The organism is Xylanibacillus composti (genome assembly GCF_018403685.1).
GTDB classification, from domain to species: domain Bacteria; phylum Bacillota; class Bacilli; order Paenibacillales; family K13; genus Xylanibacillus; species Xylanibacillus composti.
The window spans coordinates 26,221-40,422 of sequence record NZ_BOVK01000072.1 but is presented as its reverse complement, the minus strand read 5'-3'; the positions used below and the strand labels follow the sequence as shown (position 1 = coordinate 40,422).

15 protein-coding genes are annotated in these 14,202 nt (G+C 50.6%); 14 read left to right on the top strand and 1 reads right to left on the bottom strand.

Annotation, left to right across the window (positions count from 1 at the left end; all coding sequences use genetic code 11):
- The 7 genes from XYCOK13_RS19700 (at position 1) to XYCOK13_RS22400 (ending at position 3,691) form a co-directional block, all read left to right on the top strand.
- Entirely contained in the window at positions 1 to 528 is a 528-nt protein-coding gene (locus XYCOK13_RS19700; RefSeq protein WP_213413957.1) for an accessory gene regulator ArgB-like protein, read from the top strand.
- Positions 525 to 668, top strand: coding sequence for a cyclic lactone autoinducer peptide (locus tag XYCOK13_RS22410; protein WP_213413956.1), 144 nt, complete (start codon positions 525 to 527; stop codon positions 666 to 668). Before XYCOK13_RS19700 ends, XYCOK13_RS22410 begins: the two co-directional genes overlap by 4 nt.
- A gap of 16 nt (positions 669 to 684) precedes the next feature.
- A complete protein-coding gene (locus XYCOK13_RS19690) occupies positions 685 to 1,074 on the top strand; it encodes a LytTR family transcriptional regulator DNA-binding domain-containing protein (protein WP_213413955.1) in 390 nt (129 codons plus the stop codon).
- Positions 1,075 to 1,331: 257 nt separating this feature from the next.
- Positions 1,332 to 1,412: a putative holin-like toxin gene (locus tag XYCOK13_RS22405; RefSeq protein ID WP_373314465.1), complete on the top strand. Its 81-nt coding sequence runs from the start codon at positions 1,332 to 1,334 to the stop codon at positions 1,410 to 1,412.
- A gap of 641 nt (positions 1,413 to 2,053) precedes the next feature.
- Positions 2,054 to 2,686, top strand: a complete 633-nt coding sequence (locus XYCOK13_RS19685; protein WP_213413954.1) for a matrixin family metalloprotease — start codon at positions 2,054 to 2,056, stop codon at positions 2,684 to 2,686.
- 11 nt (positions 2,687 to 2,697) lie between these two features.
- Positions 2,698 to 3,267, top strand: coding sequence for a hypothetical protein (locus XYCOK13_RS19680; protein ID WP_213413953.1), 570 nt, complete (start codon positions 2,698 to 2,700; stop codon positions 3,265 to 3,267).
- Between the two features lie 340 nt (positions 3,268 to 3,607).
- Positions 3,608 to 3,691, top strand: a complete 84-nt coding sequence (locus XYCOK13_RS22400; RefSeq protein ID WP_373314463.1) for a putative holin-like toxin — start codon at positions 3,608 to 3,610, stop codon at positions 3,689 to 3,691.
- Between the two features lie 304 nt (positions 3,692 to 3,995).
- Here XYCOK13_RS22400 and XYCOK13_RS19675 read toward each other — a convergent pair whose 3' ends face one another.
- Positions 3,996 to 4,337 (bottom strand): hypothetical protein, encoded by a 342-nt coding sequence (locus XYCOK13_RS19675; protein ID WP_213413952.1) that lies wholly within the window; start codon positions 4,335 to 4,337, stop codon positions 3,996 to 3,998.
- A gap of 439 nt (positions 4,338 to 4,776) precedes the next feature.
- On the opposite strand from XYCOK13_RS19675, the gene XYCOK13_RS19670 reads away from it, so the two are divergent.
- From XYCOK13_RS19670 to XYCOK13_RS19640, 7 genes are all read left to right on the top strand, one after another.
- On the top strand, positions 4,777 to 5,778 hold the full coding sequence (locus XYCOK13_RS19670) for an ABC transporter permease (protein ID WP_213413951.1): 1,002 nt from the start codon (positions 4,777 to 4,779) through the stop codon (positions 5,776 to 5,778).
- Positions 5,779 to 5,794: 16 nt separating this feature from the next.
- A complete protein-coding gene (locus tag XYCOK13_RS19665; RefSeq protein WP_213413950.1) occupies positions 5,795 to 6,676 on the top strand; it encodes a carbohydrate ABC transporter permease in 882 nt (293 codons plus the stop codon).
- Between the two features lie 34 nt (positions 6,677 to 6,710).
- The gene (locus tag XYCOK13_RS19660) at positions 6,711 to 8,213 is read left to right on the top strand and encodes an ABC transporter substrate-binding protein (RefSeq protein WP_213413949.1); all 1,503 of its coding nucleotides are present in this window, start codon (positions 6,711 to 6,713) and stop codon (positions 8,211 to 8,213) included.
- Between the two features lie 113 nt (positions 8,214 to 8,326).
- Positions 8,327 to 10,717: an AraC family transcriptional regulator gene (locus XYCOK13_RS19655; protein WP_213413948.1), complete on the top strand. Its 2,391-nt coding sequence runs from the start codon at positions 8,327 to 8,329 to the stop codon at positions 10,715 to 10,717.
- Positions 10,718 to 10,762: 45 nt separating this feature from the next.
- The gene (locus XYCOK13_RS19650) at positions 10,763 to 11,953 is read left to right on the top strand and encodes an AGE family epimerase/isomerase (protein ID WP_213413947.1); all 1,191 of its coding nucleotides are present in this window, start codon (positions 10,763 to 10,765) and stop codon (positions 11,951 to 11,953) included.
- Between the two features lie 14 nt (positions 11,954 to 11,967).
- A complete protein-coding gene (locus XYCOK13_RS19645) occupies positions 11,968 to 12,921 on the top strand; it encodes a D-2-hydroxyacid dehydrogenase (RefSeq protein WP_213413946.1) in 954 nt (317 codons plus the stop codon).
- A 123-nt stretch (positions 12,922 to 13,044) separates the two neighbouring features.
- On the top strand, positions 13,045 to 14,184 hold the full coding sequence (locus tag XYCOK13_RS19640; protein ID WP_213413945.1) for a response regulator: 1,140 nt from the start codon (positions 13,045 to 13,047) through the stop codon (positions 14,182 to 14,184).
- Positions 14,185 to 14,202: the final 18 nt, after the last annotated feature.

The window sequence follows — 14,202 nt, the reverse complement described above, 5'->3', positions numbered from 1 at the left end:
GTGCAAATAATTGCTGAAAGAATCGCCATGTCAATGAAAAAGGCGGTACCTGATAGAACAGCCTCAGTAGAAGTGCTGAAATTTGGTTTGGTGACATTGATCAGTAATGTTTCCGTTGTTTTACTCGCAATTATATTTGGATTGTTTATAGGAATGCTAAAAGAAACAGTGCTAACAATATTAACTGTTGCTTTACTTCGGTTCATTATAGGCGGCATACACTTTCGATCAATGTTGGTGTGTATGCTAGTTTCGGTTGTAGTGCTGACAATATTACCACTTATTCCGATTAACAATACCTGGATTGTAATATTAACAGTTTTAAGCGTGCTTATAATTTTGGTATTTGCTCCATCTAATATAGCAAATAAGACAAGAATTCCAGAAAAACACTTTCGACTGCTTAAATTTAGTGCCGCGATTATAGTTTCTTTAAATTTTTTTTTCTTGTCAGGTATCTTTGCAAAGGGTTGCTTTACAGCATCTTTAGGGATTGTTAAATTTAGGAGGAGAGGGAGAGGTGTATGAAGAAGAAGGTAATACGATATGCTATTATATCTATATCAGCACTACTGTATTTCGTATCTATAATTTCCGTTTCTACAGCTTGTTGGGTTATCGGATATAGGCCCGAGGTCCCCGAAGAACTCCTAAAAAAGAAAAATTAAAGGTTGTGCAGGGTGTATGGATAAGGAAAAATACATCCCCGTAATCAGACCCGACGATCGAAGCTTTCATTGGTTGGATGTGCGAGAGATCCTTTACTTTGGGTTGGAAGGCCGACGTGTGGTCTACTATACCCAAGATGACGTCTATCATCATATTATAAATTTAGAAGAATTGCTCGACTTGCTGGCCCCGACTGGATTTGAGAAGCTAGATCGGGGCGTAAATGTGCAGATGGACAAGATTACCTACTACGACTCCGTGCTGGGCAAAGTATACTTCGACGATCCGCTTCATAAGAACTCCCACTACGCAACAGTATCCGCAGCATGCATGAAGAAGGTTGAGAAGCTTCTACCGAAGAGCCGGGATATTTCCCTGATGGATCAACCTTTCCCCGAGGAATGACATTCTTCTGTTCAACTTGTGTACATATCACCATGTGAAATAGGGTAGACCGAATTTTCGTACTGAAAGGTGGAAGGATAACGATTAGGAAGGCCCGACTAGGTTTGGTTACAGGGGGGAAGTTTATAATACGGGTGCTTTGAAGCAAAACTTGCATGGAAAGTTACTCTACTATCATCGGTAAGCATGTGGTAGAATTTAGGAAGGCGTAACAGCTTGGGTGGGAAGAAGCTGCCTCCGGTTGGGAGGTGGTTGCTATGAAATTTTCTTTTGCTGATATGATGATGTTCGCTATGTTTATCTTGGCGCTCCTCACATATGTGAACAAAAGAAAATAACCCGCCCAAGTTTCCGCTAAGTCGGGTTATTTTCCTCTAGCCTTGCCTGGAGGTTTCCCATCCAAGTGTTATGCCGGGGGGACAGTTAGCGGCTGTCTCCCTTTACTTATCTTTATGATAAATCATCTGCTTCATACATGCAAGGCGATTGTTGCAAGGGTATAGGTAGAGGTCGAGCCCCATTAGTGGCCATTTCTAATGATTAATTTCGGGCTAATCGCGGTTCAGTGGCAATTAGCGACCATCTGACTGATATCTATTTCGGCCAATTGTCTTGAAGCTGTGAAAATGAAGCGAATTAGTATGGTCTTTTACATATCATTTCTAGAGACTGGATGGGATTCGCGATATGAAAAGACCAACTTGTTCACTTTTATATCCGCTTATCCCCTACCCCTGATCATAAGACCATTTTCTTTCCTCATCTTTCTTTTCCTAACGCTGAAACACTTCAATATGCGATCACTACGAAAAGCCGCTGGAAAAAGTATAGGATAAAAGAACTAAATACCAATTGGAGGAAGGATTTGAATAAAAAGAATATAATATAACATACTAGGATGTTGCATGGAGTTGAAAGGGGGCGTGAAAAGAAACTGCAGTGCTATCATCCAATTTTATTTTAGACAGGGGAGAATATAATGACGCTATCCTATGGCAGAAAGTTGTTCTTTGTTTGCCTAATCATCTATCTTTTAAGCACTTTGTTGTTTTCCGCACATTCTTCAGCGAGGGTGCATAGTTTTAAGTGGGCTCATATGAATGGGAGTATCGTAGATGTAAAGGCAAATGCTGATTATCTGAATAGCAGTTGGAATGGCGCAATCTATAATGACGGAAGATGGGCGTGGAATGGCAGTGCTGCACCAGTTTACGTTTCGGATATAAACTATTATTACTCTGATTTAGATCTGGTATCTATTGATGCTAACTCTTGGGTAGCAGACAGAGGTTGGGGCGTTAATTATTCTGCATTTGCTCAACCGTGGAACGGTACAACAATGTGTGCCGCAACACCGGATGACCATTTAAGTGCGATCTGCACCGGTAATGTTGATCACGGTACCATATACTTCAATGGGAAAAATGATCCTGAATACAACTTATCCACGACGTTGAAAAAGGCAACTATAGCTCACGAAATCGGGCATATTCTTGGACTAGATCATTCACCAGCGGGAACTTTATCGATCATGGCCTTTCATGTGGGAAGCAATGACTTTAGTCATGTTCCAACCACATACGATATTACCGATTTGAACAATAAATACTAGGGGGAAGCTTCATGAAAAAGGTGGTTATCACTATAGTTGCACTCGTCTTCACCGTAAGTGTTGCTTATGGAACGAGTTTGCTTATCGGAGAGAATGAACATTCTGACGAGCATCACAACACCGCTGGTCTATATTTGCCTACCAAGTCACTGGAAGAAGATTTTGTCTATGTTGATCTCATTATGAAAGGAAAGGTGTTGGACACGGGTGCCACGGAGCGAAATAATGTCGCTCTTCCGGACAGACCAGAATTTATTATTCAAAGAACACCTACGAAGGTTCAAGTAGAGGAAGTATATTACGGTGATACGAAGGAAGATGTAATCACATTGATGCAGTTCGCCACTCACAAAAATTTTGCGTATTCAGGAGAAGACGTGTATCTTCTCTTGACCAGAAGCAATAAAGGACACTATGCTCAGATCATTCCAAACAACGGCATATGGAAGGAAAAAGACGGGGTAGTAGATGCAGAATTTGCGGACAGCCATTTCACCCAACTGAAAGGCATGAAGACAGAAGAATTTATCCAGACCGTTGTTAGAGCCGCAAAAAACAAGAAACATCCGAGATACGAATAATCATACAGGAAGCACCTATTCCTGCAGCCCTGTAAAACTTACGGGGCTGATTTTCCAATATTAGGGATGTGCCTACACCTAATACATAGAGCCAGCAGTGTTGCATTCGGACAAGCGCTGCAATGGTGCTGCTCTACGCGCTAACGGAACGGTGTAACCACGTATGATCACTTATCGGAGAAATGAGCCCCTTCGCTTAAATCAGTGACCAGAAATGAGCACTAAAACGAACAGAGCAGACAAATGGAAAAACTCGCCCAATCTGGGCGAGCCTATGAAACAATAAAGGTACAGCAGTAGCAGGGCGGCGGGCACTCTCCTCAGAAGGGAGGGATGTCCGATGGAGGTCCATCATGCCTTATCGCTAATGATTTCATTCGCGACGTTGGTTGTGTTGATCCTCAGTTTCCATAAACGGAAATAGACCGCCCCTGCCAGGTCTCGGTCTATTTCTAGTAGACTTGTTCGGCCCGCCGCTTATGCGGACTGCTGAGGGATCGGACCGCCAGCCGATCCCTTTCTTTATCTTTATGATAAATCAACTCATTCATACATGCAAGGCGAAGGTTGTCCTTATTTCCTCGGCAATAATCGCTTGCAGCCTCCGCACTCACCTCACTATGTCGCCCCAAGAGCAATTTCCTCCCGGCACAAGCGCCCGACCTCGATCTTGCCGCATGGAAGAGGAAGACTTCGCCGCGAACAGAACGAAGTCTTCCCTGGCCGACTTATATGAAGAAAGGCGGGAATGCGAACAGTGCGGCCAACAGGAACAGGGGGAGAGCCAGAGCGAGCCCGGCGCCGTAGCCGTAGGAAGGATAGCCGAATCCGAATGCTTTGGTTTTAGCCTTTTTCGGAACAGATATTTTGTTCTTGTTGTATTTCTTCACACGCTGAATCATGGCGATGCCGGCTTCCTTGCCGACAGGACGCAGATACAGGACACCGTCTCTTACCCCGTCAATGATGCCCGGAACCAGGTCGCCTGCAGTTGTCATGGCGACAATCGGTTTGTTGCAGTGCGGCAGGACTGTATCAGCTTGAACCGGATAAGAACAGAGCAGATGCATATGTTCACCTCCATCCCGATTATTGCGACCGAACAAGAGTAGCCGCATGGTATTATATGACGGAAGGCGCTTAAGCGTATGGACACGCACACAGGGCGTTTCACAAGAGAGCCCAATGATGCATGACGCGCCAACAGATTGTGGGCAGACATGCGGACAAGCTTGAGCGGCCATGGCAGCAGGAGCGCGACACGATACAGGCAGAATAAGTGAGCGGAGGCTTGCATGCCGGAAATGGTTTGTTTTTTTATGCAATTGTATGGGTGAAATTCGAAAACTGTAGGAATTGCACAAGTTCATAGTAAGATTTAAGAAGGAACTACGTTTTTTACAATAGAAGTCGGCGTCCGTCTATGCCACGATGAAGGAGCACAAGCCAAGGAGAAATGTAAGCGCTTCACCAAACGGCTTGGGCTATCTCATCAAGGGAGGTGTGTGCATGATTCCACCGCAAACCCGCGGGCAGAGGGGAAATGGATCTGCGGCGCTTGGCGGAACACATCCGGCAGGACGCAGCCTTTCCTCCAGATGGACGACCGAGTGGCGGCAATTGAAGAAAAACGCGGAGTTGATTCTGCTGTTGCTGCCCGGTGCCTTGTATACGCTTGTGTTTCACTACCTGCCGCTTGTCGGCATCATCATTGCTTTCAAAAGTTACCGCTATGATCTGGGGATATTCGGCAGCGAATGGGTAGGGTTGAAAAACTTCGAGTTTTTCTTCGCATCGGAGACAGCCTGGCGTATTACACGCAATACCATTCTCTACAATGCGGGCTTTATCGTGTTCACGACGGCTACGGCATTGGCGTTCGCCATTATGCTGAACGAGATCGGACGAAGATGGGTCAAAGCCTATCAGACCGTTCTGTTTTTGCCGCATTTTCTATCCTGGGTCGTGGTCGGGTATATCGTCCTTGCCTTTTTGGATCATGAGAGCGGGTATTTGAATCGTCTGTTGATGCTCGTAGGCATGAATCCGCAGAATTGGTTCTACGAGTCGTCCTTCTGGCCTTATATTCTGAATACGACCAACCTGTGGAAGACGGTCGGGTTTGCAACGTTGATTTATTATGCAGGCATCATCGGCATCAACTCCGAGTATTACGAAGCGGCAAGAATCGACGGCGCGTCCAAGCTGCAGATGATTCGCCGGATTACGATACCGCTCTTGACGCCGCTGATCGCCATCCTGTTCATTCTGGCTGTGGGGAACATGTTCCGAGGCGACTTCGGCCTGCATTATTTCGTTCCGAACAACTCTGGTCTGATCTATTCGACGACCGACGTCGTGGACACCTATGTGTACCGTGCGCTGCGGACGCTGGGCGATGTCTCCATGGCAGCCGCCGTAAGCTTCTTCCAGTCGATTGTCGGTTTCGTGCTTGTGCTTGGCGCAAACACGATTATCAAGAAAATCAATGAAGAGAATGCGCTTTGGTAAGGGGGGCTGACCAAAAATGCGAACCACCGGACTGGCAGAACGACTCATCCAGCTGTTCTTTCTCCTGCTTTCAATCGCCATGGTCCTGCCGTTCATTCTGGTCGTCTGTATTTCCATTACAGAGGAACAATCGCTGCTTCAGAACGGATACAGGTTCATCCCCGAAAGCCTAAGTCTGGATGCTTATCGCTATGTATTCGAATCGCCCGTTGTGCTCATGCGCGCTTATGGCGTCACGATAACGGTTACCCTTGTGGGCACCGCTATCGGTCTGCTGATGACGGCCATGACCGCTTATGTGATCTCCCGACGGGATTTCCGCTATAATCGCTCGGCCACCTTCTACATCTTCTTCACGATGCTGTTCAGCGGGGGGATCGTCTCCTTTTACATTCTGATGACGCAGTTCCTCCAATTGAGAGACACCCTGTGGGCGCTGATTCTTCCCGGATTGCTGACGCCCTGGAACGTCATGGTCATGAAAGGGTTTCTAAGCAAGATTCCGCTGGAAATTGTGGAGTCGGCCAAGATGGATGGCGCGAGAGAAGTCCGCATCTTCTTCACGATGATCCTGCCTCTGGCTACGCCGGCCCTTGCGACGATTGGCCTGTTGATCTCCTTCACGTATTGGAATGAGTGGTTCAACAGCATGTTGTTTATCGACAGCGACAACAAGGTGCCGCTGCAGCTCATGCTAGTTCGCATCATGAACACTATCGAATTTTTGTCGGCGAATGCGGAGTTCACGGCTTCGCTCGACATCAACCAGTCGGAATTCCCCAGTCTGTCCATGCGAATGGCCATGGCCGTGCTAGCCGCCGGGCCGATGCTGTGCATCTTTCCCTTCTTCCAAAGATACTTTGTCCGAGGCTTGACAATTGGATCGCTGAAAGGTTAATTACCATCCTAAATTTCATTAGGAGGCGTTGTCCTTGAATAAGACTAATAAGCGTGTGAATGGAAACCGGAGCATCTCCTTATTGGCCCTGTTGGTGTCTGTTTGCCTGCTAGTAACCGCATGTGCCGGAAATTCGTCCTCTCCCTCGCCCAGCGGCAATGGAAGCAGCGGCGGCGACCCGGTGGAATTGACCTGGTATATGCCGATCGGGCCACAGAAGGATCTGGCGATCGTGCAAGAAGAGGCCAACCAAATCATCCGTGAAAAGATTAATGCGACGCTGCGCATCATGCCAATCGACTTCGGCAGCTACGAGCAGAAAATGAATACGATGGCCGCTGCCGGCGAAGCGTTCGATCTTGTGTGGACGTCGCATTGGGCGTTCAACTATGTCACCAATGCCAATAAGGGCGCTTTCTACGATATTACCGAGCTGTTCGAGCAATATGCGCCCAAAACCAAGGAGCTGTTTACCCCTCAAATGATTGAAGATGCCAAAGTGAATGGCGTCATGTACGCGGTACCCAATTACCAGATGTTCACGACATCGGGCGGCTTCGTCATTCAGGAGCGGTTCATTGAGAAGTACAACCTGGACGTGGACAGCTTGCAGGACGTACGGGACATCATTCCGTTCGTAGAGACGATCAAGGCCAACGAGCCGGACATTGTGCCAATCGGCTTCGAGAACAATTCAGTCTTCTGGATGTCCACACTGTACGGACTGTATGACATGAACGAAATACCGTATCGCAAAGGGGACCCCAATTTTGAAGTGCTGATCCTGCAGGAGACGCCCGAGTATGCGGAATACTTGAAGATGGCGCACGAGTTCAACCAGAAGGGGTATTTTCCGCCGAGCGCCGCCACCATTCAAGACTTCTATACGATACAAGCGAAGGGCAATGTGGCGCTGTACCTGAAGAACACACTGAAGCCGGACGGCGAAATAAACGAGAAGGGCAAGAACAACAACAACCCCGTCAAGTTTGTCGATCTGGTGGATCAGGTTTATACCAACTCGCTTGCAACGATGACGGCTGTCAGCAATACATCCCGCAATCCGCAGAAGGCTGTGGAGCTGATAGAGCTCGTCAATACGGATCGGGAACTGTACAGACTGCTGACGGCCGGCATTGAAGGCAAGCACTTCGAGCGCTTGGAAGGCGATGTGATTCGCCCGATCCCGGACAGCGGATACAAGTTCGACAGCCACTTCATCGGCAATGTCACGAATGGATATGTGCTGGAAGGGCAGCCGCTTGATGTATGGGAGCAAGTAAGAGAAATCAATGACAACGCCCTCGTTCTGCCGACCGTCGGCTTCAAGTTCGACCAGCAGCCTGTGCTGACGGAATTGGCCAACATCGCGGCGGTGGAAGACGAGTACGCGCTTGCATTGAATACGGGCACGCTGGACCCGGAACAATATCTGCCTGTCTATATCGAGAAGCTTCGTGCTGCGGGAAGCGAAAGAGTGCGGGAGGAGAAGCAGAGGCAGCTCGATGAATGGCTTGTGGAGCAAGGCTTGAAGTAAGGGGGTTGCTGCGCGGGACGACGAATGTCAGCCGTCCCCGCGGCGGTCTTTCCGATCAGATGAACAATGGGTTGCTGCATAGTTCAACATGACGGGAACGGGAGGGGAACGTTGTGGGCGCATTTCGCAGGGGACGACGAGCCGGGAAGTACCTGAAGAAGCTGCTGCTCACCATCGCTGTGGTCATGGTGGCCATCGTGGTGGCTGTATCCAGCGTGATGTACTATGGCGCGGAGAAGGCTATGGTCGAATTGAATCTGACGGCGAATCAGAAGATGCTGTCCCAATTGAAGTTCAATATCGATTACATGAACGAGAACCTGAAGAGCGTCGTGATGACGCAGTATTTCGACAATCGCAACTACCCCCTTATGAATGCGGAACACATAGAAGCATTTGAGATGCTGTCCAGATTGCAGAATCTGGATCGCATTGTCAATTCTTCGCCGTTCCTCCATTCCATCGTCATGTACAATGCGATCCAGGACCAGTACTATACCGGGGGACGCATGGAGATGTTCCCGGAGAGCGATCCGATCTTGTCTGAGATTGATCGCTATAGACAACAGCATCAGGATATTCCCAAGCTGCGGCTGATTCCGCTGAAGGGGAAAGGCCCTCAGGAGGAAGGCGAACCGGAGGCCGATGTATTCGCCATGTTCATGTATGAAGGGAATGCGGGCTATTCCCCGCAGAAAAGCATGCTTGTGGTCAACATTCAGGCAGAGTGGCTGTTCGATAACTTGAACCTGTTGAATGCTTTTGTGGACAACGAACGCGGAACCATCGGCATAATGGACCAGCATGGCTATATGTTCTATCCGACAATCGACAATCTGCCGCTGGAGCCGGACTTCAAGACGAGCGTGCGGCAGCGTATTCAAAGCGAAGGCTTGGACTCGAACCAATTCGTTGAATGGGACGGCAAGGAACTGCAAGTTGTCACTTATATGGATACAGGGCTGAACGATTGGAAAATGATTATCGTCCAGCCCTACAAGTCTTTGCTGCAGCGCATCGACGAATTGAAACAGACGGCATTATGGCTGATCTTCGGCTTCATTCTCGCGGCTATCGCTTGTTCGATTTTCATCTCCCGCCGCTTGTATCGGCCGATCCGACGGCTTGTGCAGCATATTCGCCCCGCCTCCCAGTTCCATCTCGATGGCCACCCTGCCGATTCATCCGCATGGAAGGATGAGCTGCGTTATATTGAGCACGCTTACAAAGGCATGCTCACCAGCCTGCAGTCCATCCAGCGGGCCCACGACGAGCACCGCGCGATTGTGCGGAGTTATTATGCCAGGACCATTGTGCTGGAAGGCCCCTCCTTGTCACAGGCGGCGTTCGAACAGCAAATCCGCAAGCAGCAGCTTTGCATTGAGCCGCGGGGGGTGTACCGCCTAGTTGCGCTGCAGATGGATGAAGCTGCTCGCTTCCGCGACTCTTACAGCGCGGCTGAGCAGAAGCTGCTGCGTTTCGCGCTCCGCAACATTGCAGAGCATGTGTTTTCTGCAGCGGGACAGGTCGAGTGGATCGAAGGGAAGGAAGACTGGGCCGTGCTGCTGCTCAGCGCCGAGGAAGGGTTGGAGGAACCGCCCCTTGTTCTGCACGCACAAAGGGTGCAGGAAGCGCTGCGCAAGTATTATCGGCTCTCGCTGACGGTTACGCTGGGCGATCTGGAACGCGATTACCGGGCTTTGTCGGGCAGCTGCGGCAGGCTGGAGGACAGGAGCTTGTACCGAATGGTCAGCGGACATGGCTCTGTCATAACACCTGGCATGGTCCAGACGAATGTGGCAGAGGCGGAAGGGGAGATGCAGACGCTGAACTCCCTGGAGAAGAAAATGGCCGATGCCATCCGCATGAACCACAAGGCAGAGGCAGAAGAGGGGCTGGAAGAAGCATTAAGCTGCATGCGCAAGCTTCCGCCCGATCAGCTGATGCACAGCCTGCTTGCGCTCCTGACCCATATTCGCCATGCGTTAAGCGAAGTGAACAAGAACAGGCTGCAGGCTATTCATATTGGCTGGAACCGCTATATTCGGGAAGTGACAGAGCTCGAAACATTGGCAGACGCGCATATGCTGTTCGCCCAGTTGCTTACGGAAATCGCTGATAAGCAAGCGAATGAGCAGAAGGACACGCACAGAGTGCTGGTCGAGACGATTAAGGAAATCATCGAAACCCGTTATGCTGACCTGAACCTCAGTTTGCAGACGATTGCCGATGCGTTGGGGATGTCCCCGGCTTATGTGAGCCGCGTATTCCGCAAGGCCGAGTCGGTGGCCATTCATGCGTATATTCGCGAGACGCGCCTCCAGCACGCGCTTCGCCTGCTGGAGACAAGCGACAGCCCGATTGCGGACATTATGGAGCGTGTCGGGTATGGCAATGTCAGCAATTTTTTCCGTCATTTCAAGAAGCGGTATGGCACCACCCCCAAGGAATATCGATTGAAAAGATCGATTGAAAATCATAGCAGTACGCCCGAGAAGGAATAAGGATTGCTCGTTGGCAAGCATTCACCTGGAAAGGACGGTGCCACTATGCGTACCTTACCGGATTTTCGAAGCCGCGCCTTCTTGAAGGAGCAAATTTTCCGCACATTGGACTTTTATTACCCCAGGTGCGTCGATCACGAGCGCGGCGGTTTTTTCAACAGCTTTCGTGACGACGGCACGATTGCGGATAACCGAATCAAGCACTTGGTCGGCACGACACGCTTTATTTATGTGTTCAGCGTCGGCGCGCTGCTGGGCGGCCCGGGATGGTGCATCGAAATGGCCGAGCGAGGGCTTCGTTTTTTGCGCGATTCTCATGCGGATACCGAACACGGCGGCTTTTACAATGAACTGAACGGCCTGGAGGTGGCAGACGACTCGAAGCAAGGCTACGGCCACGCCCATGTCATGCTGGCTGCCTCCGTCGCTTATCGGGCCGGACTGTTGTCTGCGGGAGAGTGGATCGACTCTACCTTCGACCTGCTGGAGAAGCATGCTTGGTTGAGCGAGCATGAACTTTATGCCGATGAATTTCATAACGATTGGTCGCATGCTTCCTGCAAGCGGGGGCAGAACGCGAACATGCACCTCTGCGAGGCGATGATCTACGCTTATGAAGCTACGAAGGAACGCAAGTACTTGGATCGGGCTGTCACCTTGGCGAGAAGAGTCGTCCTGCATCTGGCCGCTCAGACAGACGGCTTGATCTGGGAAACCTTCCACGACGACTGGACGCCCGACAGGTCGAGGGAGACGCGAACCCGTTATGGCACGTATGGCATTCTCACTGGCCATCTGACCGAATGGAGCAAGCTGCTGGTGATGCTCAGCCGCTATCAGGAGGAAGACTGGATGCTGCCGAAAGCCGAGTATTTGTTTCGCACGGCTGTAAACCGCGGATGGGATTCGAAGCATGGCGGGTTGAACTATTCCCTTGACATCGACGGCACCGTACTGAATGGGAACAAAAGCTGGTGGGTCGCCGCCGAGTCGATCGGCGCGGCAGCCGTGCTGCTGCAAAAAACCGGCGATTCCTTCTATGCCCAGTGGTATCTTAGATTATGGGAGCATGTATGGATGCATCTGATTGATCATAAGTATGGCGCATGGTACGCGGATTTAAGCCCGGCCAATGCGCGTACGACCGATTTGAAAAGCCCTTTTCACAAAACAGACTATCATCCGATCAGCGCGATGTACGCAGGCTATCAGGTGATGCCTCAAGATACCGAATAAGGAGTGGGTCTACTATGACGCGAAAACTTGTATTTCTGATGTCGCTTACACCGGAGGATGCGGAAGAAATCCGCCAGATCGCGCCGGGCTGGGAAATTGCTGCAGGAAGGGTTCAGGATCTGCCGGTTTCGCAGCTGAAGGAGGCGGAGGTGGTCGTCGGCTGGCATTCGCTAGTCGAGGAGCATTGCTTCGAGGCGGATGCCAAGCTGCGCTGGGTGCAGAGCTGGGGCGCTGGCGTGGACGGGTATCCGTTCGCCAAGTTTGCCGACAAGGGCGCTGTGCTGACATGTGCGAGGGGCGTGCATCCCTTTCCGATTTCCGAATCGGTCTATGCGATGATGCTCGGCCTTACCCGGAGGGTGCATTATTCTATCCGCAATCAGCTGCAGCGCAAGTGGCAGCGTGAGGAAGGAAGCGAAATGCACGGCAAGACTGTCGGCATCGTCGGTGTAGGCGCGATTGGCACGGAAATTGCCAAGATCGCGAAGGTGTTCGGCATGCGGGTGCTCGGCATCAAGCGGAACCCGACGCCTGTGGCGAATGTCGATGCCCTGTATAAGCCGGAGGACTTGAACAAGATGGTCGCGGAATGCGATTACATCGTCAATGCCTTGCCGTTAACGAAGGAAACTGCCAAGATGTTCGGCCCAGCGCAATTTGCGGCGATGAAGCCGACGGCCTTCTATATCAGCATCGGCAGAGGCGGAACGACAGATACAGACGCGGTATATGAGGCGCTGCGAACCCGTGCGATTGCAGGAGCGGGACTCGACGTATTCGATCCGGAGCCGTTGCCGGCTGACCATCCGCTGTGGGCCCTCGACAACGTAATCATCACGGCGCATAACGCCAATTCCACGATTCATTACGGCGAGCGCGCGATGGACATCTTCAAGGAAAATCTTCGCTCATACGTTCGCAGCGGCACGCCTGCGATGAATGTGGTAGACTTGAAGGCAGGCTACTGAATTCATAGCCGGTATTCCAGCGCGGATCGACATGTCCATGTAGAGAAATTGTCGATATGTGTCGGGTACGGTCATGAAAAGTCTGTTTAGAGATCTGCAACAGGGATGTTGAGGGGGATATGGATGAAAATCGTACTACTGGACGATGAAGCTCTGGCTTTGAAATATATGGAGCATCAATTGCGGCAAATAGCAGAAATTGAAGACATCAAGAAGTTTACCGACCCCCAGGAGTTCAGGGCTTATATGCGGGAAGCAAAGGAAGAGCCGGGCCTTGTATTTCTGGACATTCACCTGCCGGAGGTGAACGGTGTAGAGCTTGCCGAACAATTGCTCGAACATAGGCCGGGGCTGAATATTGTCTTCGTGACAGCGTACGATGATTATGCCATTAAAGCCTTCGAACTGAACGCGTTGGACTATATTATGAAGCCGGTCAGCACAGAGCGCTTGACCAAGACGCTGGAGCGTATACAAGAGCGTATGCAAGAGGTGCGCCCGGACGTTCTGCCGTCTGGGCAGTCTATCCGCATGCAGCTGTTTCAACAAGTGCTGATCGAGTCAGGCTCCGGCCAATGGTCGCCGCTTCGCTGGCGGACCACAAGAGCGCAGGAGCTGTTCCTCTACCTGCTTCAACACAGGGGGCAGCCCGTTCGCAAGTCGGTTCTGGTAGAGCTCATGTGGCCGGATTACGAGCCGAATCGGGCGTATGCGCAATTGTATACGGCTATCTACCATATTCGCAAAACCTTGGAGCCGTACGGAGACGCGTTCACGATCGTGAACGCCACAGACAGTTATATTCTGCATGTGGAGCATGTGCGTCTGGATGTAGAGGAATGGGAGCAGTTCGTGCTGCAGGAACAATCGGTGACAACAGCAACGATCGAAACATATGAAGAGACGATGGCGTTGTATAAAGGGGATTATCTGCAGGAATATGAGTACTGGTGGGCGGAAAGCGAGCGACACCGGTTGAAGCTGCTGTGGATACGGACGTCGATCAGAATGGCAGAGTGGTATGTGGACAACAGCCAGAAGGAGAAGGCGGTCGTCCTGTATCTGGACATCTGCCATCGGCATCCCTTGGCGGAAGAGGCGCATTTTGCCTTGATGAAGCTGTATGCGGCAGCCAACAACCACCTGTCCGTTCACCGGCAATACCGCTGGCTGACAACGATCCTGCAGGAAGAGCTTGGCGAGGAGCCGAGCCCTTATATTACGGAATGGTATACCCAATGGAGACAAGATAATGAGGCGTGAGCTTTGCAGCTCACGCCT

What these genes read in the sequence shown, in the direction of transcription:
- XYCOK13_RS22410 (WP_213413956.1), top strand. Translation starts at nt 525, where the DNA reads ATGAAGAAGAAGGTAATACGATATGCTATTATATCTATATCAGCACTA.
- XYCOK13_RS19690 (WP_213413955.1), top strand. Translation starts at nt 685, where the DNA reads ATGGATAAGGAAAAATACATCCCCGTAATCAGACCCGACGATCGAAGC.
- XYCOK13_RS22405 (WP_373314465.1), top strand. Translation starts at nt 1,332, where the DNA reads ATGAAATTTTCTTTTGCTGATATGATGATGTTCGCTATGTTTATCTTG.
- XYCOK13_RS19685 (WP_213413954.1), top strand. Translation starts at nt 2,054, where the DNA reads ATGACGCTATCCTATGGCAGAAAGTTGTTCTTTGTTTGCCTAATCATC.
- XYCOK13_RS19680 (WP_213413953.1), top strand. Translation starts at nt 2,698, where the DNA reads ATGAAAAAGGTGGTTATCACTATAGTTGCACTCGTCTTCACCGTAAGT.
- XYCOK13_RS22400 (WP_373314463.1), top strand. Translation starts at nt 3,608, where the DNA reads ATGGAGGTCCATCATGCCTTATCGCTAATGATTTCATTCGCGACGTTG.
- XYCOK13_RS19675 (WP_213413952.1), bottom strand. Translation starts at nt 4,337, where the DNA reads ATGCATCTGCTCTGTTCTTATCCGGTTCAAGCTGATACAGTCCTGCCG.
- XYCOK13_RS19670 (WP_213413951.1), top strand. Translation starts at nt 4,777, where the DNA reads ATGATTCCACCGCAAACCCGCGGGCAGAGGGGAAATGGATCTGCGGCG.
- XYCOK13_RS19665 (WP_213413950.1), top strand. Translation starts at nt 5,795, where the DNA reads ATGCGAACCACCGGACTGGCAGAACGACTCATCCAGCTGTTCTTTCTC.
- XYCOK13_RS19650 (WP_213413947.1), top strand. Translation starts at nt 10,763, where the DNA reads ATGCGTACCTTACCGGATTTTCGAAGCCGCGCCTTCTTGAAGGAGCAA.
- XYCOK13_RS19645 (WP_213413946.1), top strand. Translation starts at nt 11,968, where the DNA reads ATGACGCGAAAACTTGTATTTCTGATGTCGCTTACACCGGAGGATGCG.
- XYCOK13_RS19640 (WP_213413945.1), top strand. Translation starts at nt 13,045, where the DNA reads ATGAAAATCGTACTACTGGACGATGAAGCTCTGGCTTTGAAATATATG.